Here is a 22440-nt window from a genome sequence, read left to right as displayed (position 1 = left end):
TATATATTGCAACGCGTATCATTAAATGATACACTGGACAAATGATCCGAAGCTTCAAGGATGAAGTAACGGCAGCCGCTTTCGATGGGCGGACCGGTAAAGGCTTCCCGTCGGACATCCTCAAGGTTATCCGTAGAAAGCTGGAAATGGTGAACGCGGCTGCAATTCTCGCGGACCTGCGGTCCCCACCGGGAAATCGCCTTGAGGCGTTGCGCGGCGATCGCAAGGGACAGCACTCGATCCGGGTCAACGATCAATACCGGATTTGTTTTATCTGGAGCGACGAAGGGCCGACGGATGTTGAACTGACCGACTATCATTAGGGGCAGCGCCCACCCACCAAGGGGGAATATGGACATGACAAAAAAACTGCCGCCGATGCACCCGGGCGAAGTCCTCCGGGAAGAATTTCTTCTTCCTCTCAAAATGTCGCCGGGAAAGCTTGCAAAGGCCTGTGGCTTGCCGCGCACCCGCATCGAGCGGATCGCGAACGAGCAAACCGGTGTGACCGCCGACACCGCCTTGCGGCTTGGGCGTGCGTTAAAGACCACCGGCGACTTCTGGATGAACCTTCAGAACCGGTATGACATGCAAGTAGCCGCACGCGAAATCGGGTCTGCTCTTAACAAGATCAAACCGCTCATCGACGAAGACAAGGCGGCTTAGTTCGCCGGATTTCGCGGGAGCCGTTGTCCGCCGAAACATTTCGTGATGGGGATACCAATCCCCGCGTTCTGAACCTCACTTATGTTCGTCATGTCCCGCCCCGTCATGAGGGGCGTTTCGCGATCGTCACGATACGCGGGGCGGGATGCGGTGGCCGCGGCGGTGTTCGAAGGCCGTGACGCGCGTGAATTTCCCGGCTTGCCGGGTGATCTCGCGCGGCACGGAGATGACGACCACACCGTTTGCGGACGGCCCAAGGCGTGTCATCCCGGCGCATCGGCTTCGCGCCAAGGGGCAGGACGACGCCGTCGCTCCTCGTACAGAGGGCGATGGACGAGTCCGTCAGTCCACACAACGGTGGTGTACTCAGCACCGGCCACCGGGGGTGCCTCACGCAGCAAGCCGTTCCAACCATTGCGTGCGGAACGCCGGATGATTTCGGCGTGTTCGTGGCGACTACGCTCGTGTGCTTTTCACTTTTGCACACGGGGCTGCGGATGCGCTCGCGCATCCGGCGTTCCGCGCGCCCTCATTCAGGGCGAGGCGATGAAAGAACTTCGGGCGCCCCCGCGCCGTCATAACAACAGGGGCGATGGCGCGTGGCTTCTGTCGGCGCGGGTTGTCTTTGGCGCGAACGGGGCAAGCCCCGCGCGCGGGCTGTTTGAATCGGTGGATCTGAAATGCAACGGATCGTCATCCTGAGGTGCGAGCGCTTGCGAGCCTCGAAGGATGACAACGACGCGAACCGTGCATCCTTCGAGGCTCGCCGCAAACGCGGCTCGCACCTCAGGATGACGCGGACACGCCCTGTTGCCCCACCCTCGATGTCGTCCCCGCGAAAGCGGGGACCCATAACCACTAAGCGTTATGATGACGAAGGAAAGAGTTGTCCCGCTCCCAACAACACGATGGTCCAGGGAGTATGGGTCCCCGCCTTCGCGGGGACGACCGGAGAAAGATCGCGGGGCCGACGAGAGAGCGTGCGCGGACACGCCAAGAGGAACCGCGCTGTTCCCTCGCCCGCGCTTACACCCGCTTAACCACGCTGACACCGCAGTAAAGCCGTCACATTCGCGCATGAACCGGATGGTAACGTCCCGCGACTAAGAAGCGGCCTAACCAAGAGACGCTTAAAGTCGCAGGGACGGACAATGCTGAGGGATATTCTGGTGACATCGGACGAGGAAGCGCAGCGTTTGCTCGCCGCGTTCAGGGCTATTCCCAACATGCAGGGACGCCTGAAGATCGTCGAACTGGCCGAGCGCATGGCGCGGGAGAAGTGCGCCGCACACATGCGCGACAGAACGCCCGCTCACCTGAGCCGCTGACCGCCCACCGGCCTGAGCGCGACGTCTCAACCAATCATGACGTCATCACCGGGCGTGACCCGGCGATCCATCCTTGCAAAAAGCATCACTCGAAGATGGATGGCCACGTCAGTCCCGTCCACGACACCATCAGGGATGGAGCAACACGGCCTTCGCCGTTTCACGAAAAGGTGACGGCGCGCCAGCATAACAACGCCGCCCCGAGCGCATTACCTTTTTGATACACCGCGCATCACCCGGTTGATCGATCAACAACAGGAGTGGCCGCAATGTGTGACTATAGTCTGCACGCCGTCGCAAGCCGCCCCGCCAGGCTTGGCGAAAAACTGGTGTCGACGAAATTTCCCATGACCGTAACCCGCGGCTTCACCGGCGAAGGTGAGCCGAATGTTGCGGTCTGCGTTCGCCCCGGCACCGAACTCGCGTTCGAACGCGAGGTGGAATACGACGGAGCGTTCTTCAGGAAAAAGGTTCGTCATACCGTCGCGCGGTTCCGGACCGTCGATCTCGACAACCCGAACCGTCATCATGACGCGCTGGAATTTCCCGACGGGCAGCTCGTGCTGCTGACCCAGCTCGATCCCGGTCAGCGCGCCACGGTCCTGCAACTCCCCGCAGTGCCTCTCCACGAAGCACAGCCGGAGGCAGCAGAGCCTGTCGCTGCACGCGTTGAGGATTTGATGATCCGCTAGGGACGGATTACGCCGCGACGCAGCTCTTCACATAGACACGGCGGGCTGCGCCGCGGAGCTTCTGGTCGATCGCCTGCTTCAGGCATTCGACCCGCGCCTGCGCCACGCACAGTTGCATATGATCGCGGGCCTGATGGCGGCTGAGATGCTTCGCCGTCACCGCCTGGCGGCAGACTTCGCGCCTGCCGGTGCGCACCACCGGGGGCGATTTGCTGTCGGTCGGCACCGCGTAGGCGATCTTGGTGCCCTCGGGCTGCACGGATGCGACCGCGTTTGGCAGCGGATTCTGCGAGATGGCGATGTAGATCGCGCCCCCGAGCAGGGCTGCATAGATGGCGGGGGTGATGATGCGCATCGATCCTCCTGCTTCGCGATGTGAATGAAGCCGGAACAGACAGGGCGAATGCGACAGTATTGCGGCGAGATGGGTGATTCGGGAACCCTGATCGCGACGCGCCGCTGACGTTTCAGTCAAAATGGAACCTGCGACGCAATCGAAACCGCTGCGCGACACCGGCGGACAGCGCAATTCGGCGAGGCGGCAGCGCCATGGCGGGACATCTCGGCGAGGCGCATGCGCGCCCCACCCTCGCAGTCATCCTCACCGAAAGCCCGGCGCACCTGCGCAAGCGTCACGAACCCGAATCGGGACCGGCGCTGATCCGCATCGACGCTTGAAGACAATCAGGCTGCGATCGCCGGCTCGTCGTGGACAGCGACTTCAGCCATTGGCGGTTGCCGCGGAACCGGATCCTCTCTCATCTCGGACTTGAGGATCGCGATGGTGACAAACTGATAGTCACACGCATGGCATGACCACAGAAACGAAACGCGATTACGCTCCCGCTCGGACCAAAGCGGTGAAGCGATCGGCTGACCGCATTGAGCGCAAGGATGTTTGTTGAGAAGAAACCCGGACCCATAAGGCATGATACGCACCTCCCAGACCGCGCAAACTAAAGTCGTATGCACACCAATCGTCAAGCGCATTCGTCGTTGCGCCGCGCAACGCGATGCGTCAGCGCTTCGGACATGTTTCGCGATGAAATTATTCACGCCGTTTCGCTGCGGCAGATGCACGACAGCGCGATGACATCCGTTACTTTGACGGCTCCACTGCATATTGCGCGTCGGTCACGTGCTCAAGCCATGTCGCGAAGCTGCCGTTCTCGGATTCCTGCATCGCGAGGTGAGTCATCAGGCTTGTCGGCGCGGCGCCATGCCAATGTTTTTCACCCGGCGGAATCCACACCACGTCGCCGGGGTGAATCTCAAGCACCGGGCCGCCCTCCGTCTGCACGCGACCGGTGCCGGACAGCACATAGAGAGTCTGACCGACGGGATGGGTGTGCCACGCCGTACGCGCACCGGGCTCGAAGGTTACGCGCGTCGCATTGAGTCGTGCCGGCGCAGGCGTGTCGATCACAGGATCCTGCCACACCGTGCCGGTGAAATAGGACGCAGGCGCGCGCTTGGTCGGCACGGAGCCAGACGGTGTGATCTTCATGAGAAAACTCCGGAGTGAGGGATCGCCGGGACCGGCATCGAAACAGACGCTCAGTCTACGCGGCAATCCGGCAATCGGGGAGTTCTTATTTCAGCGTTGCGATGACGGCTCGTCATGCGTCTCTTGCGGATAGCGTATGCCGCGCAATTGCAATTCACGCTGAATACGGCGCGTCTTGGATCTGGCCAGCGCTTCGACCATGCGATGCAGAACGAAGTCGACGAGATTCACAGCGCGCCGCCCATGGACGCGCAGCCGCTTCACATAAACCGAGCCGGAGTGATGAACGATCGGCGGCGGATTGCGGCTGATCAGATAGGCGCGATAATCATCCTCGGCATAGAAGTTGCGATTGTCGTCGCCGGTAAACAAAGCGGCCATGGCCATCTCCCAAATCGCCACGACGCAGATGCGGAGTGACAACCGGAAGATGATCTGTGGGCCATAGGAATTCGAGAGGGCCGGGCTGCCTTCGATATAGGAGCGATATAAAACCGATGCGCCGTGCTCTGAAGCCTATTTCGGAAGCTTGGAAGCGATAATCTCGAGTTTCATGATCTGCGGAGCCTTGGCGAACAGATCGCCCGTCTTCACTTTTTCCATCAACGCCGCGGCCACCTTGCCGTTGAGATGGGCGTCACGGCCGGCTTCGTCGTTGAATGTATCGAAGATCGCGAACGACGACGGACCTTCCTGGATTGCAAACCAGGAGATCGTGCCGGGTTCGGCATCGACCAACGGCAGCGCGGATTTCAGAAACGCGGCGACATCCTTTTCCTTACCCGGCTTTGCTTCAAGCGGAACGTAGAGCGCGAATTTCGTCATAGGTCTGCTCCCTGATTGAGTACCTTCGGACGGCGCTACTCTTAGCAGGGAAGCCGCAACAGGATTTGCCATTGCAGATCAAATTGATTTGTTATGGCGTCAGGGAATATTCCGTCCTACGGGTCGAGCGCCTTGTAATGGCGGAAAATGCCGTCCTCGTTGAAGGGAATGCGCCGGTCGCTTGCGAGATAAGCCTTGATGTTCGGCCGCGCTGCAATCCGGTCGCGCAGCTCGATCACGCGCGGCACCTTGCGCTCGAAGCGCTTCATGTTGTTCGGGAACGCATAGCGCAGCCCCTCGACGATCTGGAACAGCGACAGATCAGCGTAGCAAAGCCTGCGGCTATTGAGATACGGCCCGCCGCTGGCGCCGATCAGCCGCTCGAAATAGCCGAGAAACTTCGGCACACGATCACTCCAGAATACGCTGGTGCGCGTCTTGGCGGCGGGGCGCTGATCTTCGTAATAAAGCGTCGGCCCGAGCGGATGATGGGTGTCATGAACTTCAACCACGAAATCCGCGATGGTCAGTTGAAGCTGATGCACCCACAGGCGCTGCGCCTCGGCTTTCGGCGCGAGCCCGTGACGCGCGCCGAGATAGAGCAGGATATTCGCGGTCTGTCCGATCACCAGCTTGCCGGCCTTCAGAAACGGCGGTGCGAACGGCGGCTTCGCTCCGCGCTTCATCATGGCCATCATCTTGCTGTCGCCGCCCCTGCCCCGCGCGACATCGATGTAATCCGCGCCCGCGTCTTCCAGCGCGAGCCGGACGTATTCGCCGCGGCCCTGAATGGTCGGCCAGTAATAGAGTTCGTACCGCATGGGGAATCCCTTGATGGTCCGGCGATGGTAACACCCGGCACGGCCGGATGTTCAGAAGGATCGCTTTCCAGCCACCAAACAAAAAGGCGCCGCGCGAGCGCGACGCCTTTCTCATTATCTTTGAGCGATCCGGCGGGATCAGGTCGCCTGGATGGCCGAGAGTTCCCACTGGCTGCCGGGGCGGCGCACGAACGTCCAGACGTCGGTGACCTCCTGCGGCGCATCGCTGCCCTCGACGATCTTGCCGGTGGCACGCTCGATGGTCTTGTCGATCAGGCCGTAACGCAGCGCGACAGTTGCATAGTCGGTCGTGCCTTCGCGCCAGGCTTCCGCAAGATCGCCCTGCAGCAGCTTGACGTCGGACACCTTGTTGATCACGCCGCGTTCCTTGTTCGCGTTGAGATCTTCGGTGAAGTACGAGACCATTTCCGGCGTCGCCAGCGTGTGCAGCTTGCCGATGTCCTCGTTCGACCACGCGGTCTGAACTTCGCCGAGCAGACGCTCGAACGCATCATAGTCGTCCGGCTTGATCTCAAGCGGCGCGTCGTTCGAACCGCCGCCCAGACCGAAGCCGAAGCCGGATCGCGCGTTGGCCATCGGTCCTTGATCCGGCTGCGGAGCCTGACCAGGCGCAGCCGATGCGTGGGCGTAGGCCGGCGCGTTGCGGCGCTTCCACCACGACATCGCAAGACGAACCACGAGGTAGATCAGGCCGATCTGGAGAATCAGGCCGATGATCGACGACAGGCCGCCGAGGCCGCTGAACAATCCGCCGCCGAACAGCATGCCGAGCAGGCCGGCGCCGAGGAAGCCCGCGGCAAGACCGCCGAGCATGCCCATGCCGGGACGGTTGAAGAAGCCGCCGCCTGCGGGCGCCGCTGCCGGTGCCTTCGCGCCGGGCTGGGTGATGGTGCGGTTAAGCGGCTGCGCAGCGTTGGGCGCAGTCGGAGTTGATGGCGGCGCGGAGAATGTGCGCGAACCGCGGCTGCCGCCGCTGCTCGGGCGGGCATCCACCGACGATGAAATGGTGACTGCCAGCGGCATGGCGACGGCCATGACCACAGCAAGTATTTTGATGACTGAGCGCAAGCGCTGCGACGAAATCATGTCTGTTCCCTCTCGGCCCTCAAGGGGCATTGATCCCCGGCAAAGGGGACCCGCAATACATGGGCAGCGTCGCGGGATAAGGGAAGCGGATAGGCGGGACAGGGCCTGCGGCCCTCAGTCGCGGGGGCGTGGTCGAATCAGGCCCGGACTATGACGGAGCTGTCATGGTTTCCTTCACCGAAGCCACAAGTTGGCTCAGCGTGAAGGGTTTCGGCAGGAAGTTGAACTGCTGGCCTTCCGGCAGGCTCTTCTCGAAGGCATCTTCCGCATAACCCGATACGAAGATGATCCGCAGGTCCGGATTCCGCTTGCGCATCTCGGTCAGCATGGTGGGACCGTCCATTTCCGGCATCACCACGTCGGACACAACGAGATCGACCGCGCCTTCCTCGCGCTCCAAGGCTTCCAGGGCATCCAGACCGTTCTCCGCCTCGATGACCGTGTAACCGCGCGAGCGAAGACCGCGCGCGTTGAGCGAGCGCAAACCGTCCTCGTCCTCGACCAGAAGGATGGTTCCGTGCCCTGTCAGATCCGGCGCGCGGGTCGGAGCCGGTGCCTGCGCCACCGCGCTGGCGGCGGCCGGAGCTTCCTGAACGGCTTCGACTTCCGGGAAATGCCGCGGCAGGAAAATCCGGAACACGGTGCCGCGTCCTTCGACCGAGTCGACATAGATAAAGCCGCCGGTCTGCTTGACGATGCCGTAAACCGTGGAGAGACCGAGCCCGGTCCCCTTCCCGACTTCCTTGGTCGAGAAGAACGGCTCGAAGATCTTGTCGACGATGTCCGCCGGAATGCCGCTGCCGGTGTCGGTGACCTCGACCAGAACATAGTCCGCCGCCGGCATGCCTTTGTATTCGCCGCGCTCGGCATCCTTCGCCGATACGTTGGCAGTGCGGATCGTCAGCTTGCCGCCTTCGGGCATCGCGTCGCGCGCATTCACCGCCAGATTGACGATGACCTGCTCGAACTGGGACAGGTCGGCCTTCACCGGCCACAGGTCGCGGCCGTAGACGAATTCGGGCTTCACCTTCTCGCCGAGCAGGCGCTTCAGCAGCACGTTGATGTCGGAGAGCACATCCCCGATGTCGAGCACCTGCGGACGCAGCGTCTGCTTGCGCGAGAACGCCAGCAATTGCCGGACCAGCGCCGCCGCGCGGTTGGCATTCTGCTTGATCTGCATGATGTCCTGGAACGACGGATCGGTCGGCTTGTGCGCGTTCAGCAGGAAGTCGTTCGCCATCATGATGGCGGAGAGCACGTTGTTGAAGTCGTGCGCGATGCCGCCGGCGAGTTGACCTACTGCCTGCATTTTCTGCGACTGCGCGAAGCTGTTTTCCAGCGTGCGCTTTTCGGTGGTGTCGAGCAGATAGACGATCGCGGCTTCCGCATCGCGTGCGTCGTGCTCGACGGAGGTGACAAAGAACTGGCCCCAGCGCTCCTTGGTGCTGTCCAGCATCGCCTCGACGGGCGGAATATCGCCCTGCCCGTCGGCGGCCTTGTTGATCGCGGTAACCAGTTCGCCGCGCTCGCGCTCGTGCACCACAGCGAAGATCGATTTGCTGCCGGTGCCGGCCGGTGACAGGCTCTGGGTGAGCTTGGCGAACCGTGCATTGGCGCGCACGATGTTGCCCGCCTTGTCGACGGTGGCGATCGCCATCGGCGTATGATCGAAGAAGCGCATGAAACGCACTTCCGCCGCGCGCTGCGGATCGGAATGATCGTCGCGCGCGCGATTGATGACCAGCGTACGCGATGCGCCGGGCGTGCCGTCGGCGCCGAACGCCAGCTTGTGATAGAGCCGCACCGGCATGGTCTTGCCGTTGCGCATCCGCAAGTCGAGATCGAACACCTCGGTCTTCACCTCGCCCGGCTCCGGGGTGATCGAGGTCAGAAGCGACGCGCCGTCGCCGGACATGATGTCGGCGACCTTCAGGCCGCCGGACCCGATTTCCGCGAGATCGTAATCCAGCCAGTTGGCGAGCGTCGCGTTGACGTAGACCAGTTCGCCCTTGGCGTTGACGGAGAAGAAGCCGCAGGGCGCATGATCGAGATATTCGATGGCGTGCTGCAATTCCTGGAAGACGTCTTCCTGACGCTCGCGGTCCCGGGTGATGTCGGCCACCGACCACACCGCGAATTTTGCCTGACGCTTGTCGGTGCCCAGCGGACGAACGCGCATGCGCAGCCAACGGCCATGGGCGCTGTCGACGCCTGCAACGCGGACCTCCTCCTGCTGGCGCTTCCCCTCACGCGCGGCCTTGAGCAGGCGAAACACCGCTTCGGAGACGTCGGGATTGCCGATGAAGACCCGCTCGACCGGCCGCACATCGTTCGGACCGGATGCGCCGGTCAGCGCGAGATAGGCCGTATTGGCGTAGACGACATGACCGCGCGGATCGGTCACCGCCAGCCCGTCGAACGCATGATCGGCGATCGGCCGCGTGATCGGGTCTTCCGCCAGACGATCGGCGAACCGCACGATCCCGGCGGCAAAGGCGAACAGCGTGAACAGCCCGACCATCGCCAGCAAAGCCAGCAGTACCAGGATATAGGGCTGGGCCTGGGTGCGGCCCAGGGTCATAAAGGCTACGGCCGCGGCAATGATCGCACCCGCCACCAGCAGCACAAGAAAGATGCTTCCGCTTCGCCGGGCCGGCTCATGCACGGCGGCGAAAGAGGGACGAAGTTCGTTGCCCGTATCGGTTGTCATCTCAGCCTGTTCGCGCGTAGTCCGCAAAAGACGCGCAAGTCATTGTAGTTCGCAGTCGACCGGCCTCTGAGTGCCTGAATCGGGCCTTCTAATGCAAGGCACATTACGTCCGTGCTCCTGCCCGCGCCAGACCCGGTTCCCCAAGGTCAACAAGCGATTAGCCAAGGCCGGAAATCCTGCGCTTGAGCTTCATCACGTAGCCGATCACCTCGGCGACCGCATGGTAGTGCTCGACCGGAATTTCGTCGTCGATATCGACGGTTGCGTGCAGTGCGCGGGCCAGCGGCACGTTCTCGACGATGGGGATATCGTTGGCCGTCGCGATTTCCCTGATCTTCAGCGCCAGCGCGTCGACACCCTTGGCGACGCAGACCGGCGCCGCCATGCCGCGATCGTATTTCAGCGCGACCGCATAGTGGGTCGGGTTGGTGATGATCACCGATGCCGTAGGTACCGCCGCCATCATGCGCTTTTTTGCACGCGCATGGCGAAGCTGCCGGATGCGTCCCTTGATGTGCGGGTCGCCTTCAGACTGCTTGTATTCTTCCTTGATCTCCTCCAGCGACATCTTCTGCCGCTCGAACCACTGCCGGTACTGGAACAGGTAGTCGAGCGCCGCCACCAGCGCGAGCGCTGCGACCACCGTGCCCATCAACTGAACCGAGATGGTCTTGGTGACGTTCAGGATCGACATAGGGTCGAACCGGATCATCGCATCAACCCGGTGACGCTCAGGCCATAATACGAGGAACATCACGACGCCGAGCAGAACGACCTTGAAGATGCCCTTGAGAAAGTTCGCACCCGCCTGCTTGCCGAACAGCCGCTGGAAGCCCGCCATGGGCGAGATCTTGCTGAATTTCGGGCTGAGCGGCTCCGTCGAAAACACCAGCCGGTGCTGGATCAGATTGCTGCCGACGCCCGCGATCAAGAGCAGCAGCAGCGGGACGCCGAGAACGCCGATCAGCATCAGTTCGATCTGGCTGAGCAACGATAGCAGGCCGGGACCGTCGACGCGGATCTGATGCATGTTCATCAGCAGGTTGCGCATCGGCACCTCGATGCCCTTGCTGATCGATCCGGAGAACGACGACAGCAGCAGCGTCGAGGCGGCGATCACGAACCAGGTATTGACCTCCTGGCTCTTGGCGACATCGCCCTTTTCCAACGCATCGTCGAGACGTTTTTGCGTCGGGTCCTGTGTTTTTGATTCCTTGTCCTCGTCTGACATGCCCTGCCCTCAGCGCCGCGGCGCGAGTTCGTGGAGGACACCGCCGAAGTAGTCGAGGTAAGTTCCCATCATAGTGGCGATGATCGCCGCCAGGATCAGGAAGCCGCCGAGAATCGAAAGCGGCACGCCGACAAAGAACACCTGCATCTGCGGCATCAGGCGCGCCAGCACGCCGAGGCCGAGGTTGAAGACCAGACCGAACACGATGAACGGCGCTGACAACTGGATGCCTATCTTGAAAGCCGTCGCGAAGGCCTTGGTCGCCAGCGCCGCGACGTCGCCGCTCGACATCAGTTCGCCCGGCGAGAATGCGTTGTAGCTCTCGCTCAGCGCCGCGATCACCAGATGATGCATGTCGGTCGCGAACAGCAGCGTCAGCCCGAGCATGGTCAGGAAGTTGCCGATCAGCGCACCTTGCTGGCCCTGCGTGGGGTCGATCGTGGTCACGAAACCGAGGCCGAGCTGCTGGGCGATGACCGACCCGGCCACGGCCAGTGCGGAGAGCGTGACGCGCGCGGTAGCGCCGAGCACCACGCCGATGATGATTTCATGAACCATCAGCACCAGCAGCGGCGCGATGGAGGTCATGCTGACGGTATAGGCATTGCGATGCAGCGGCAGGAGAATGAGCGTGAGCGCCAGCGCGATGCCGAGGCGGACCCGGACAGGAATGTTGGCTTCGCCGAATCCGGGCAGCAGCATCACCATGGCGCCGATGCGGGCGAACACCAGCATGAAGGCCGCGGCAAGCGCCGGAAGCAGCGAGATGTCGATACGCATGAATAAAATACCCCTGACTTTCATGCGAGCGATTACTTTCGGCGGCGTCATCCTGAGGTGCGAGGCGCTCTTTTTGCGCCGAGCCTCGAAGGATCGCCGTCGCCCTTCGAGGCTCGCAAGTGCTCGCACCTCAGGGTGACGGCATCATGCGCTAGCCGCCGATGATTCGCGACGATATCCGCAGCATCTGGCTGTTAAGCGCATCCGCCATGAACGGCAACGCCAGAACAAGTGTGACGAAGATTGCGAGAATCTTCGGCACGAACACCAGCGTCTGCTCCTGAATCTGCGTCAGCGCCTGCACCAGCGAGATCGCGACGCCGACCACGAGGCCGACGATCAAAAGCGGCGACGACACCTTCACGATGGTCCAGATCGCATCGCGCGAGACGTCGAGAACTTCAGCACCTGTCATTTCAATCCCCCGCCCGCAGGCATTTCAAAAGCCAGAATCAGATCGGCATCCGCATGATATCTTCGTAGGACTGGATCACCCGGTCGCGCACCGAGACCAGCGTCGACACCGCGACGTCGGTTTCGGCCACCGCGGTCACGACATCCATGACGTTGGCCTTGCCCTGCGCCATCGCGATGGTCTGCGCGTCGGACTTGCGCCCCGCATCCATCACGCTGCCGAGGCTTTCCTTGAGCAGTGCGCCGAACGATACCCCGCCGGTGTCACCAACCTTGGCGCCACCAGCGGCTCCGCCGGCTGATTCCATGATTTTCGCAAGGCTTGCATAGGCATTGGCAGCGACTGTTGGCGAAGCCATGAGTTGATTCCCTTTTGTCAGGCCTTGAGAATGTCGAGGGTGCGCTGGATCATGCGGCGCGTGGCGGAGATGATGTTGAGGTTCGCTTCATAAGATCGCTGCGCTTCGCGCATGTCGGTCATTTCGACCAGCGAGTTCACGTTAGGGTATTTGACGTTGCCGTTGGCGTCCGCCGCCGGATTGCCCGGCTCGTGCTTGATGCGGAATTCCGAATTGTCCGGCTTGATCTTCCCCAGCGTCACGACGCGCGAATCGAGCGTGCGATCGAGTTCGGAGGAGAACGTCGGCACCTTGCGGCGATACGGATCGCCGCCCGCGGTCTTTGCGGTCGAATCCGCGTTGGCGATGTTTTCCGAAATCACCCGCATCCGGCCCGCCTGCGCGCGCAGACCGGACGTCGCGATGCTCATGGACCTGAGAAAATCGTTGCCGTCGCTCATGCTTTGGCTCTCCTAGGCGGGGTCATGCGCGTTACCGCTTTCCGATGGCGGTCTTCAGAAGCCCGAGGCTGCGGGTGTAGAGCGCGGTCACCGCCGCGTAGTCACCCTGGTTGGCGGAGACTTTCAGCATCTCGTCCTCGAGATTGACGGCGTTGCCCGCGGGCCGCGTCGCGTAGCCGCCGCGGTTGCTTGAACTGAAATTCTCGCTGACGCCGGTCGCCTGGATGTGCCCGGCGCTGGTGCGCGCCATGGACAGCGACGGCATCGCGCCGGTCACCGGGCCCGCGCCGCTGCTGTCGAACTTGGGTTCCACCAGGTCGCGCGGCTTGAAATTCGGCGTGTCGGAGTTTGAGACGTTGTCCGCAAGCACCCGCTGCCGCTCCTGATGCCACTGCATCTTGGTGCGAAGCGCGGACAACATCGGAAGATCGGTGATCGCCATCGGCCAGCCCTCAGCCCGAAGCGCAGCGCCTCAGGTAGGCAGAATTTGCCGTGTGTATGGTTAATAAGGGGTTAAGAACCGGCCGGACTCATTTTCGCCATGAATGGCCTTCAACGGACAAGTCATTGAAGTCCTAGTGTGGTGGCTCACACGTCCGCATCGTTTCCGCAGCACCTTCGGTTGCGGACGTCTGAGCCAAAACCACACTAGAAACATAGGTTTCCAGCGTCCTTACGAATCCGAAGTTCGTTAGGAAGGTGTTGCAAAATAAAGCGAACTTCGGATTCGAGACGCTGGCAGAAGAACTATTTCGGCCCGCCGCGCTTTAATAGGGTACTGATCCGCCGGCGGCAGCATTTGCCGTCAAGAATTAACCGGTAGCGCGCACTTAGCACTCAATTCGTCCCAAACTGCTTGTTTCGCGGCCACTGACCTGCGAATCTGGCATAGATGCGAGTGTTGTTTGACGGGGACAGGACATGCCGCAAACGCTTTGGTTCTTCATCGCCTTCGTCATCGTTCTTGCGTTGATCGGAGTGGCCGCCTGGCTGGTTCGCCGGTTTGGCGGAAGCAGTCTCGGCGGTTCCGGAGCCAGCCGGGGACGCATGCCCCGCCTCGCTGTGATCGACGCCGCGGCGGTCGATGGCCGCCGCAGGCTGGTGCTGGTCCGGCGCGACAACGTCGAGCATCTGTTGATGATCGGCGGCCCCGCCGATCTCGTGGTCGAACCCAACATCGTGCGCGGCATGCCGCAGCGCGACCAGGCAGCGCCGCGCGGGCCCGTGGGAACCGAGCTTCCGCCACGTCTGGCGCCTGATGCCGGTTGGTCCGACGGCGAAGCCCCCCATGCCGACACATTTGAACATCGCGAGCCCCTCGCGCCTGAACCGCCGCCGCGCCCGCTGCGCGCGCCCCATTTCGACGACACTCGCCGCCCTCCGGCGCCGCTGCCTGAACGTCACAGCCCCGATGTGATGCCGAGCTTCACGCCGGAACCGATGATCCGTGCGGAGCCCTCGCTGCGGCCCGAACCGATGCTGCGTTCGGAGCCTCGCGCAATCCCGCGAAGCGAGCGCAGCGAACCGTTGCCGCCGCGCGTGCCGCGCTCGGGCGACGCTCCGAAAGCGCCGCCGCTGCCGCCGCGTCCGCCGGCGCGTCCCGCCGCCGATCCTTCGCTGTCATCGGCCGATCAGAATCTTGCCGATATGGCGCAGCGGCTCGAAGCCGCCCTGCGCCGCCCCGGCGGCGAACCGCGCCTTGATACCGCGCCGTCGATCGGCCCGGTCGAGCGGCCGGGCGCGCCACCGGTTGCTCCCGAACCGATGGGCAACCGGCCGGCGCCCCGTTCCGAAGGCGCTCCGCGTCCGCCAGTGCCGCCGGCGCCTCCGCCGCCGCCCACTCCGAAGGCTGCGTTCGAGAATCTCGAAGACGAGATGGCCAATCTCCTCGGCCGTCCAAAGCCTCCCGCGTGAGATTCTCGACATCACCGCGTAGAGTTTTATTTTTTGCCAGTCTTGTCGCCGCCGCCGGGTTCCTGATCGAACCCGCGAGCGCGCAGGATATCAGCATCAATCTGGGTCAGGGCAACGGCGGCGTCACCGAACGCGCGATCCAGTTGATCGCGCTGCTGACGGTGCTGTCGATCGCGCCGTCGATCCTGGTGATGATGACGTCGTTCACCCGCATCGTGGTGGTGCTGTCGCTGCTGCGCACGGCGCTGGGCACCGCCACCGCGCCGCCGAACTCGGTCATCATCGCGCTGGCGCTGTTCCTGACCGGTTTCGTGATGGGGCCCGTGCTGCAAAAGGCCTACGACGACGGCATCAAGCCGCTGGTCGCCAACCAGATCACCGTCGAGCAGGCGTTCGAGCGCGGCACCGTGCCGCTGCGCAGCTTCATGCAGAAGAATGTGCGCGAGAAGGATCTCAAGCTGTTCATGGATCTGTCGGGCGAACCGCCGGCCGCGTCGCCGGAGCAGATGTCGCTGCGTATCCTTGTCCCCGCCTTCATGATCTCCGAACTGAAGCGCGCGTTCGAGATCGGCTTCCTGCTATTTCTGCCATTCCTGATTATCGATCTCGTCGTCGCATCGGTCCTGATGTCGATGGGCATGATGATGCTGCCGCCAGTGGTGGTGTCGCTGCCGTTCAAGCTGATTTTCTTCGTGCTGGTGGACGGCTGGTCGCTGGTGGCCGGCAGCCTCGTGCAAAGCTACGGCGGCGGGTGATGTCAGCGCGCCCACTTACGTCATTGCGAGGAGCGCAGCGACGAATCAATCCAGCTTTTGTTCTTGGGATTTGTTCCTGGGAAGAGTGGATTGCTTCGCTACGCTCGCAATGACGAGGTAGCAATCAACGTGCGGACTTCACCCGCTTCAATCCAATAATCTCGGGCAGACTGCCTGTCGGATTCGGATCGGCCTTGATTTCCTGCGGCAGCTTGGCGCGCGCCATGGCGTCGGGAAAACGAGCCTTCATCTCGCGCAGGAAGCCATCGAGCGTGTCGATGGTCGCCGCCATTTTCGCAATCCGGGCAAAGTCGGCGCTGTTCGCCGTCGCCGGCTGCGACGCCACGTCGAAGGCCGCGCGGTCGCCGCCGTCCATCTTCGGACTGTACTTCTCGCGGAACCGGGCAAGGCCGATGGCATCCTCCGCCAGCGCATATCCGATCACGGCGCGAATGACATCGCTCTTCTCGGTGGGCGACAGCGGCTGGAAATCGCGCCAGCGATCGCCATAGAGCAGTTCGATCTGTTCGGCGGATTCGCGCCAGCGCCGCGACGCCCAGTAGATATCCGACCGCAGCCGGACCGCTTCACGGCCGCCGACGTTCGAGATGATGTCGAGCGCCAGATCGTGTCGGCCGATGTCGCTCTGCGCCCGCGCCTCGAGCAGCAGGCGCTGCTGGCGAATCTCGCCGGCCAGATCGGCGATTCGCGTGGTGCGCAGCGCGGTAATGGCGCGCTCGGGCTTGCGGTTCATCAGGTAGACCATCGCCAGCCGTGAGGCGACCTGCGCGCGGGCCGAACCTTCAAGCCGGTGATCGATCTGGTATTGCAGCAGTTCGCCCGCCTGCTCCAGCAGATCGACCGCGACAAGACGATCCGCCAGACGCCGGATCATCTCGTCACCGCGGCGGCCGATCGGCGTCAGATCGCGAAACTCGTAGAACATCGCAAGGGCTTCGACAGGCGGAAGGTCGTCCCCCCTGGCGCCGTTGTAGATCTGTTCGAACATGGCGGACGCTTCGTCCTGCATCTTCCGCGACGCTTCGGAGTTCGGTTGCAGCATGGTCGCCGTGCGCACGGCGCTGAAGGCCTCCTGATAACGCCCCTTGGCCGCGTAGAGCCGGCTCAGCATTTCCAGCGTCTTCACCTCGATGGAATCGCCGCGCCAGGTGACCGAAATGGCTTCGAGGTCACGAAGCGCGTCGTCATCGCTGATCTCGCTACGCTTCTGGCGCAGTGCAATCTGGCGGACCTGCGCCTCGACCGCGGACGGGCGATCCGCTGATCCTGCGGCCGCCTGGAACGCAGCCAGCGCATCCTGATCGCGGCTAAGCGCTTCGGCGAGCCGCCCGCGCAGCAGGGCGATCGCCGCTGTCTGCTCGGGACCGACGCCGACAACATCCAGATCGTTACTCCGCACCCCTGCGCCCGGATAATCCCTCACCTCCAGCGACGCGCGAAACGCATCCGCGATCACGATCCGCTGCAGATCGAGCGGCAGCGCCGTGATGGCGAACTCGACGTTCTTGAACTTCTCGCGTGCCTCGGCCCATTTTTCCTGCCGCGCCAGCGCGAGCGCCTTCCAGAGCTGGGAATCGACATTCGCCGTCACCAAGGGGTTGTTGAGGTCGGCCATCGCAAGTGCAGGACGACCCGCCAGCGTGCTGGCGACCGCGTGAACGGTCAGTGACGGCGCGTCTTCCTCGCCCGGTTTGATCTCGGAAAACGCCAGGTCGAGAACGCCCTTTGCTTCGGGATACATCCCGCGCGCGAGATAGAACCGCGCCAGATCGACATGGACCGGCAAGCGCGCCGTTCCGGTTGCCTGGGCGGCCTTGGTCAGCAATTTGTTGCGCGTCGGGATGAACTCGGCGTTCTGATAGTCGCGCCATTCGGTGACATCGAAGACCGGGCGGATCAGCGACGCGGCGCGCTCCGGCGCGGATGTCGCGGTCGATAGCGTCAATCCTCCAGGCCGCGTCAGGGTCAGAGTGTCGGAGGATATGCCCGCAGTGATGTCGTCGGACTTCTGCTGGATGACGACGCCGTGGATCGATTCCAGCAGCGAGAATTCAACGAAGTCCTGGCGCTTGATGAAACCGCGCGCCGGTGCACCAGCGGTCATCACCAACAGGAGATCGCCGGCGTCAGGATCGTTCAGGCGGTGAAGCTGTCCGGGCTTCGCGAGGCTCACGCTGACGCTGGCGCGGCCCGGATCAGCCATGTTGCGCGTGGCGATCAGCGGTTGTTGCGGCGGCAGCGCCTTGTCGGCAAGCACGAGGGTCCATGCGCGCTCGTCTCCGATCAGGTTTGCGAGCTGCGGACGGTTCAGGCGGATCCGCAGCGCGCGGCCCTTCGGCAGATCGACCGGCTCCACGTCGGCGACAATCCATCCGCCGTCACGGCGGACGGCGCTGGTATCGATCGCCTGATCGGTGTCGAACACCAGCCAGATCGAGTCCGAACGGCGAAACACCGCCGCGGCGGTGGGAGTGCTGAACGGAAATGTCAGACGGAGATCGTCACTGGTCAGTTTTGCCTCAACCGTCACCCCGGCTGCGGGTTTGGCCGTCGCGACTTCGGGCGGCGGTGCCTTCACGGCGGGCGGCGAAGCCACCGGCGGCACCTTCACTGGCGCGGGCGCTTCCGCGACCACAGCCGGAGTCGGCGCTGGCGCGGCGGGCTCCGGCTTTGCGATCACCGCCTCCGTCTTGGCCTCGGGCGATGGCGCAGGCGGCTTGGCGTCGACTGGCTTGACGTCCGGCTGTTTGACCTCGGGCGGCTTTATCTCGGACGGCTTGGCGTCCGGTTTCATCAGCCGCGCGATCTGTTCGGACGTCGGCTGCGCGAACTCGCTCGCCTTGTCACCGGGGACAGAGGATTTCGCCGGCGAAACGGTTTGCGGCTTCTGCGACGGCTCGAAAGCAACATCGACGACGTAGTTCTTGTCCTCGCGGAACGAATGAATATCCGCCTCGCCGACCAGAGCAATATCGACGCGTGACGCCTCGCCGTCGATCTTCTGATTGATCGAGGTGATGTTCGCGGGCATCGCGATCTTGGCGTCCGCGAGATCGAAGACCAGCGGCGCTGTGAACGACAGCGTGAACTTTTCCGTTCCCAGCGACGATGACACATTCACGCCATCGGGCATCTCAAAGACAAACCGGACGAAGGTCGGCTGAACCGATGCCCGCACGCGAACCGGCGGGCGCTTCTTCGCCTCATCGGCGATCTTCTGAATCCGCAGCGCCCGTTCCGCTGCCAGCGCGCGCTCGGACAGTTCTTTCACGACCTCGGCCGGCAATGCCGGCGGAAGGCCGACCCATTTCTCGGGCAACAGGTCGATGAACACGCGCTCGCCCGCGGTCATCACATTGACGCTGACTTTCTGCGTCAGCGCCATGCGGATCGCGGTCCCGTCAGGATCGCGGCGAACCGATCCGACATAGGCTGGCGCGGAATCCGCCAGGAGATCGATGGGAACGTCGACGGAGTTCTTGAACTGAATGACCAGGATCGCGCCCGCGACAATGACCTCGGTCGGAACGTCTTCCTTGAACTTGAGAACCAGGCGCGCGTAGCCGGGCTGCGCCGTCAGCGTCGCCTCGCCTTTCACAGGATCAGCCGGAGCGGCTTCCGCAGCGATGGAAAGGCAGGACAACAGGACAGCCAGCGCAAACGCCGATGGCCGCAGGCCGCGACGAAGCCTGTCCGCGAAAGACCGGGCTTTGGAGCCGGACTTGCGGATGGGCTTGAATATGCCGGCGGCCTTGCAGGACATTCCCAACACGCCTCAGTTACGGCCTTGCGCTTGCGGCCTGCCCTCGATCTTGGGCAAGTCGTTCGCGGATGACATTTTATCTCCAGTCGCGCGGCGTGCCATTTCGACCGTCAGCCGCTCCGCGGCTTCCGGCTGCATCTGCCCCATGATGTCGGACATCTTTCGTGGCGCAATTTGCGAAGCGATCTCGAACAGCACCGACAGTTCGAGCCGGTCGAACACCTTCGCGGCGTCCTTCGGCTTCATGGACTCGTACATCGTCACGAGCCCCTTGAACCGCGCCGCCTCCACTTCGCTCTTCTGCTGCCCGGCAACGGACACCCGCGCCTCGGTCGCCTTCATCTCCTCGATCTTGCCTTCGATCCGCTTCTCGGCGGACTTCATCAGGCTTTCCCGGATCTCGATTTCGCGTGCGCGAGCTTCAATCTCCTGCCGCCGTGACTGAAGGCTTTCGAGAACCGCCCGTTCGGACGCCGTCACCGCGCGGTTCGGATCAGGATAGACCACCTTGCCATCCGGGATCGGCGCGGCTTCCGGAGCCGCCACCACCGGCTTCTCTTCCTTCTTCGCTGCGACCGAGCCGGTGATATCCGAGGCATCGATCTTGCCCGGCGACGGGAAGTTGAACGTGTCCTGCGCCCATGACTTCGGCTTCGGCGTGTCGTTCAGAATGTATCCGCCGTCGAGAAGCAGGCCCGATACCTTGAGCACGACCAGACAACAGGTCGCGATCAGCAGTATCGGAATGATCCGGATATCGCGAAGAAGCGCTTTCATGCAGCCAGACCAGTGGCCTTTCGCCGTTCGGAGAACGCCTGGGCGGCGGCGAGCAGGGTCTTCGCATTCGACGGCTTGTGCGCCGCGGGTGCCTCGGCTTCCGCCGCGGTTTCCGGCTCAGGGGTGGAGGGCCGTGCCGCGAGCGCGATCTGCGTCAAACGGTTGAGGATCGCCTCGCCGGCCATCACCTGCTTGCTGAGCTTTGCTGACAGCGCAGTTCCAGCGTTCAGTTGCGCGCCGAGGTTTTCGTCGCATTCGCGCACGGTCACCTTCAGGCCCCCGATCGCGCGTTCGGCGATTTCGGTTGCCGTAATCAGTTCGGCGATCATGCCGCGCATCGACTGCTCGTCGGCCCGGAGCCGCTTGAGCCGCCGGTTCAGCAGCATGCAATATCCGATCGTGAGCAGAAGCAGCACCGCGACCAGGCTCTCGATCACCAGTCCGAATGAGTGACTCATTGTGCCTCCATCAGTTTGGTTTGCTCGTCTTGCTTCTCGAACATCGCGTAAGTTGTGTGCGGCTTGCGCAGCGGCTTGGTGACGCGGATGGCGACACGGTCACCGACGCGCCCCATCCGGCCCTCGCTGAGCGGCACGTCGCCGCAGCGGACGGTGACCAGCGCATCGGGACGCACGTTGAGCGGCAGGGTGTCGCCGACCTTCAGCATCATCAGTTGCTTCAGCGGAATGTTGGCTTCGTACAGCACGGCATCGACGGCGATTTCCGCCCGCGCGATCTCGGTGGCCAGATGACCTTCCCAGATCGGATCACGGCCGAATTTTTCACCCATGAACATCTGCAACAGCACGTCGCGGATGGGTTCGATGGTGGCGTAAGGCAGCAGAAGCTCGATATTGCCGCCGCGGTCTTCCATGTCGATCCGCAGGCGGACCAGGATGGCGGCGTTGGCGGGCCGGCTGATGGCGGCAAAGCGGGGATTGGTCTCAAGCCGGTCGATGGTGAAAGTCACGGGCGAGAGCGGCCGGAACGCCTGCTCGGCATCCGCGAGCACGACTTCAACAAGGCGCTTGACGAGATTGGTTTCGATCGTGGTGTAGGGACGGCCTTCAATGCGCAGCGATGGCTGTCCGCGGCGGCCGCCGAGCAGCACGTCGATGATCGAATAGATCAGGCTCGAATCGACGGTGAACAGGCCGAAGTTCTCCCACTCCTCGGCCTTGAACACCGAGAGCACGCAGGGCAGCGGGATCGAATTGAGATAGTCGCCGAAGCGCACCGACGTGATGCGGTCCAGCGAGACTTCGACGTTGTCGGAGGTGAAATTGCGCAAGCTCGTCGTCATCAGCCGCACCAGGCGGTCGAACACGATTTCGAGCATCGGAAGGCGCTCGTACGACACCATCGCGGAATCGATGATGGCGCGAATGCCGGAGTTCTCGTCGATATTGAGCTCGCCGTCGCTGAAACCGAGCAGGTTGTCGATTTCTTCCTGCGACAGGACGCGCTCGCCACCGGCCTTGCCGATTTCAAGATTGCGGCTGCCGTCGTCGACCATGGCGGCCCACTGCTCGGCCATGGTTTCGGTAAGCGTGTTGGCTTCCGCCTCAGCCGCAGCCGCGGCCGGATCTTCAGAATCCAGCGCGCCTTCCCATTCGGCGGCTAGCGCATCCTGATCGACATCATTGTTATCGCCCGGAGACATGATTCAACTTCCGTCCGTCACTGAACGACGATTTCCTTGAACAGCACAGCGTTCACCTGACTGGGCGAGATCGCAGCGTTGACGCGGCGCGTCAGCTCTTCCTTCAGGCGAAACAGTCCGATCGATCCGTTGAGATCGGTCGGACGCAGTTCGCGCATATAGGTCTGAAACAGGTCCATCACGCGCGGCATGGTCGGCTGGATCTGCGCCACCAAGGGCTGATCCTTGACCTCGAGCACGACCTTGACCTTGAGATACTGAACCCGCTCGCCCGGCGCGTTCGCGAGATTGACCAGGACCTCGGGCACATCGAGGAACACCGGCGGCTTCGGCGGCGGAGCAGCCGCGTGCTCCTCCTTGCCGTGTCCGCCCATAAAGAAGAACCAGCCACCCCCGGCCAGCAGGAGCACCAGCACCGCGGCGCCGCCAATCATAATGAGTTTGCGTTTGCTCTTCGGAGCAGCGGCTTCCGCGCCCTCCTCGACCTGATCGTCGTCTGCCATTGCCCCCGCCCGCAGTCCTGGGATGGGCTCGATGCTGCCGAACTGGCTTTAAATGACGCGATACAAAGGCCGCCGGCGCGTGAGCGCCCTGTTTGAGCACCGTACGGACGCAATGGTTAACGAAATCTTTCTTTTGCTCTTCAGGTGGGAAAATTTTGCCGGGG

25 protein-coding genes are annotated in these 22440 nt (G+C 62.8%); 7 read left to right on the top strand and 18 right to left on the bottom strand.

Going from position 1 to position 22440, the window contains the following annotated elements:
- Nucleotides 1-41: 41 nt before the first annotated feature.
- The 4 genes from ACP7AL_RS08990 to ACP7AL_RS08975 all read left to right on the top strand — a co-directional run bounded on the left by ACP7AL_RS08990 (nucleotide 42) and on the right by ACP7AL_RS08975 (nucleotide 2686).
- Nucleotides 42-323: a type II toxin-antitoxin system RelE/ParE family toxin gene (locus ACP7AL_RS08990; RefSeq protein WP_425990776.1), complete on the top strand. Its 282-nt coding sequence runs from the start codon at nucleotides 42-44 to the stop codon at nucleotides 321-323.
- Nucleotides 324-357: 34 nt separating this feature from the next.
- Nucleotides 358-666 carry a HigA family addiction module antitoxin gene (locus ACP7AL_RS08985; RefSeq protein WP_425990774.1) on the top strand — a complete coding sequence of 103 codons (309 nt, stop codon included), beginning with the start codon at nucleotides 358-360 and terminating at the stop codon, nucleotides 664-666.
- A 1151-nt stretch (nucleotides 667-1817) separates the two neighbouring features.
- Nucleotides 1818-1994 (top strand): hypothetical protein, encoded by a 177-nt coding sequence (locus tag ACP7AL_RS08980; protein WP_006021401.1) that lies wholly within the window; start codon nucleotides 1818-1820, stop codon nucleotides 1992-1994.
- A gap of 269 nt (nucleotides 1995-2263) precedes the next feature.
- Nucleotides 2264-2686 carry a hypothetical protein gene (locus tag ACP7AL_RS08975; RefSeq protein WP_006021402.1) on the top strand — a complete coding sequence of 141 codons (423 nt, stop codon included), beginning with the start codon at nucleotides 2264-2266 and terminating at the stop codon, nucleotides 2684-2686.
- Nucleotides 2687-2693: 7 nt separating this feature from the next.
- Here ACP7AL_RS08975 and ACP7AL_RS08970 read toward each other — a convergent pair whose 3' ends face one another.
- Nucleotides 2694-3041, bottom strand: a complete 348-nt coding sequence (locus tag ACP7AL_RS08970; protein ID WP_006021403.1) for a hypothetical protein — start codon at nucleotides 3039-3041, stop codon at nucleotides 2694-2696.
- A gap of 194 nt (nucleotides 3042-3235) precedes the next feature.
- On the opposite strand from ACP7AL_RS08970, the gene ACP7AL_RS08965 reads away from it, so the two are divergent.
- Complete coding sequence (locus tag ACP7AL_RS08965; protein ID WP_425990772.1) at nucleotides 3236-3364, top strand: hypothetical protein; 129 nt, start codon at nucleotides 3236-3238, stop codon at nucleotides 3362-3364.
- Between the two features lie 421 nt (nucleotides 3365-3785).
- On the opposite strand, the gene ACP7AL_RS08960 is transcribed toward ACP7AL_RS08965, so the two are convergent.
- The 12 genes from ACP7AL_RS08960 to flgB form a co-directional block, all read right to left on the bottom strand.
- Nucleotides 3786-4193, bottom strand: a complete 408-nt coding sequence (locus ACP7AL_RS08960; protein WP_024918950.1) for a (R)-mandelonitrile lyase — start codon at nucleotides 4191-4193, stop codon at nucleotides 3786-3788.
- Between the two features lie 90 nt (nucleotides 4194-4283).
- Nucleotides 4284-4574, bottom strand: a complete 291-nt coding sequence (locus ACP7AL_RS08955; protein WP_425990769.1) for a hypothetical protein — start codon at nucleotides 4572-4574, stop codon at nucleotides 4284-4286.
- 135 nt (nucleotides 4575-4709) lie between these two features.
- A complete protein-coding gene (locus ACP7AL_RS08950; RefSeq protein WP_006021407.1) occupies nucleotides 4710-5018 on the bottom strand; it encodes a putative quinol monooxygenase in 309 nt (102 codons plus the stop codon).
- A gap of 116 nt (nucleotides 5019-5134) precedes the next feature.
- Entirely contained in the window at nucleotides 5135-5839 is a 705-nt protein-coding gene (locus ACP7AL_RS08945; RefSeq protein ID WP_425990767.1) for a glutathione S-transferase, read from the bottom strand.
- Nucleotides 5840-5977: 138 nt separating this feature from the next.
- Nucleotides 5978-6946 carry a Tim44 domain-containing protein gene (locus ACP7AL_RS08940; RefSeq protein ID WP_425990765.1) on the bottom strand — a complete coding sequence of 323 codons (969 nt, stop codon included), beginning with the start codon at nucleotides 6944-6946 and terminating at the stop codon, nucleotides 5978-5980.
- Nucleotides 6947-7094: 148 nt separating this feature from the next.
- The gene (cckA, locus tag ACP7AL_RS08935) at nucleotides 7095-9656 is read right to left on the bottom strand and encodes a cell cycle histidine kinase CckA (RefSeq protein ID WP_024918946.1); all 2562 of its coding nucleotides are present in this window, start codon (nucleotides 9654-9656) and stop codon (nucleotides 7095-7097) included.
- 157 nt (nucleotides 9657-9813) lie between these two features.
- Complete coding sequence (gene flhB / locus ACP7AL_RS08930; protein WP_425990762.1) at nucleotides 9814-10887, bottom strand: flagellar biosynthesis protein FlhB; 1074 nt, start codon at nucleotides 10885-10887, stop codon at nucleotides 9814-9816.
- Nucleotides 10888-10896: 9 nt separating this feature from the next.
- Nucleotides 10897-11667 (bottom strand): flagellar biosynthetic protein FliR, encoded by a 771-nt coding sequence (fliR, locus tag ACP7AL_RS08925; RefSeq protein WP_425990760.1) that lies wholly within the window; start codon nucleotides 11665-11667, stop codon nucleotides 10897-10899.
- 151 nt (nucleotides 11668-11818) lie between these two features.
- The gene (fliQ, locus tag ACP7AL_RS08920; protein ID WP_006021413.1) at nucleotides 11819-12082 is read right to left on the bottom strand and encodes a flagellar biosynthesis protein FliQ; all 264 of its coding nucleotides are present in this window, start codon (nucleotides 12080-12082) and stop codon (nucleotides 11819-11821) included.
- A 37-nt stretch (nucleotides 12083-12119) separates the two neighbouring features.
- Nucleotides 12120-12440 carry a flagellar hook-basal body complex protein FliE gene (fliE, locus tag ACP7AL_RS08915; RefSeq protein WP_006021414.1) on the bottom strand — a complete coding sequence of 107 codons (321 nt, stop codon included), beginning with the start codon at nucleotides 12438-12440 and terminating at the stop codon, nucleotides 12120-12122.
- A gap of 17 nt (nucleotides 12441-12457) precedes the next feature.
- Nucleotides 12458-12880 (bottom strand): flagellar basal body rod protein FlgC, encoded by a 423-nt coding sequence (gene flgC / locus ACP7AL_RS08910; protein WP_425990758.1) that lies wholly within the window; start codon nucleotides 12878-12880, stop codon nucleotides 12458-12460.
- A 31-nt stretch (nucleotides 12881-12911) separates the two neighbouring features.
- Nucleotides 12912-13322 (bottom strand): flagellar basal body rod protein FlgB, encoded by a 411-nt coding sequence (gene flgB / locus ACP7AL_RS08905; RefSeq protein WP_024918945.1) that lies wholly within the window; start codon nucleotides 13320-13322, stop codon nucleotides 12912-12914.
- Nucleotides 13323-13801: 479 nt separating this feature from the next.
- On the opposite strand from flgB, the gene ACP7AL_RS08900 reads away from it, so the two are divergent.
- Together ACP7AL_RS08900 and fliP are read left to right on the top strand one after the other, a co-directional pair.
- On the top strand, nucleotides 13802-14794 hold the full coding sequence (locus tag ACP7AL_RS08900) for a flagellar biosynthetic protein FliO (RefSeq protein ID WP_425990755.1): 993 nt from the start codon (nucleotides 13802-13804) through the stop codon (nucleotides 14792-14794).
- Nucleotides 14791-15549 carry a flagellar type III secretion system pore protein FliP gene (gene fliP / locus ACP7AL_RS08895; RefSeq protein ID WP_425990753.1) on the top strand — a complete coding sequence of 253 codons (759 nt, stop codon included), beginning with the start codon at nucleotides 14791-14793 and terminating at the stop codon, nucleotides 15547-15549. Before ACP7AL_RS08900 ends, fliP begins: the two co-directional genes overlap by 4 nt.
- Before the next feature lie 124 nt (nucleotides 15550-15673).
- Here the strand turns inward: fliP and ACP7AL_RS08890 are convergent, their stop codons facing one another.
- From ACP7AL_RS08890 to fliL, 5 genes are read right to left on the bottom strand one after another with little or no spacing between them, the layout of a single operon-like run.
- Nucleotides 15674-19333: a tetratricopeptide repeat protein gene (locus tag ACP7AL_RS08890; RefSeq protein ID WP_425990751.1), complete on the bottom strand. Its 3660-nt coding sequence runs from the start codon at nucleotides 19331-19333 to the stop codon at nucleotides 15674-15676.
- A gap of 12 nt (nucleotides 19334-19345) precedes the next feature.
- Nucleotides 19346-20110 carry a MotE family protein gene (locus tag ACP7AL_RS08885; protein ID WP_006021420.1) on the bottom strand — a complete coding sequence of 255 codons (765 nt, stop codon included), beginning with the start codon at nucleotides 20108-20110 and terminating at the stop codon, nucleotides 19346-19348.
- Nucleotides 20107-20568 (bottom strand): DUF6468 domain-containing protein, encoded by a 462-nt coding sequence (locus ACP7AL_RS08880; RefSeq protein WP_006021421.1) that lies wholly within the window; start codon nucleotides 20566-20568, stop codon nucleotides 20107-20109. Before ACP7AL_RS08880 ends, ACP7AL_RS08885 begins: the two co-directional genes overlap by 4 nt.
- A complete protein-coding gene (gene fliM / locus ACP7AL_RS08875; protein ID WP_006021422.1) occupies nucleotides 20565-21773 on the bottom strand; it encodes a flagellar motor switch protein FliM in 1209 nt (402 codons plus the stop codon). Before fliM ends, ACP7AL_RS08880 begins: the two co-directional genes overlap by 4 nt.
- A gap of 17 nt (nucleotides 21774-21790) precedes the next feature.
- Nucleotides 21791-22276 carry a flagellar basal body-associated protein FliL gene (gene fliL / locus ACP7AL_RS08870; RefSeq protein ID WP_425990748.1) on the bottom strand — a complete coding sequence of 162 codons (486 nt, stop codon included), beginning with the start codon at nucleotides 22274-22276 and terminating at the stop codon, nucleotides 21791-21793.
- Between the last annotated feature and the right edge of the window lie 164 nt (nucleotides 22277-22440).

Origin of the sequence: Afipia sp. DC4300-2b1 (assembly GCF_049895725.1) — a bacterium.
Lineage (GTDB): Bacteria > Pseudomonadota > Alphaproteobacteria > Rhizobiales > Xanthobacteraceae > Afipia > Afipia broomeae.
The sequence above is the reverse complement of the archived record's forward strand: the minus strand, read 5'-3'. Positions and strand labels throughout refer to the sequence as shown.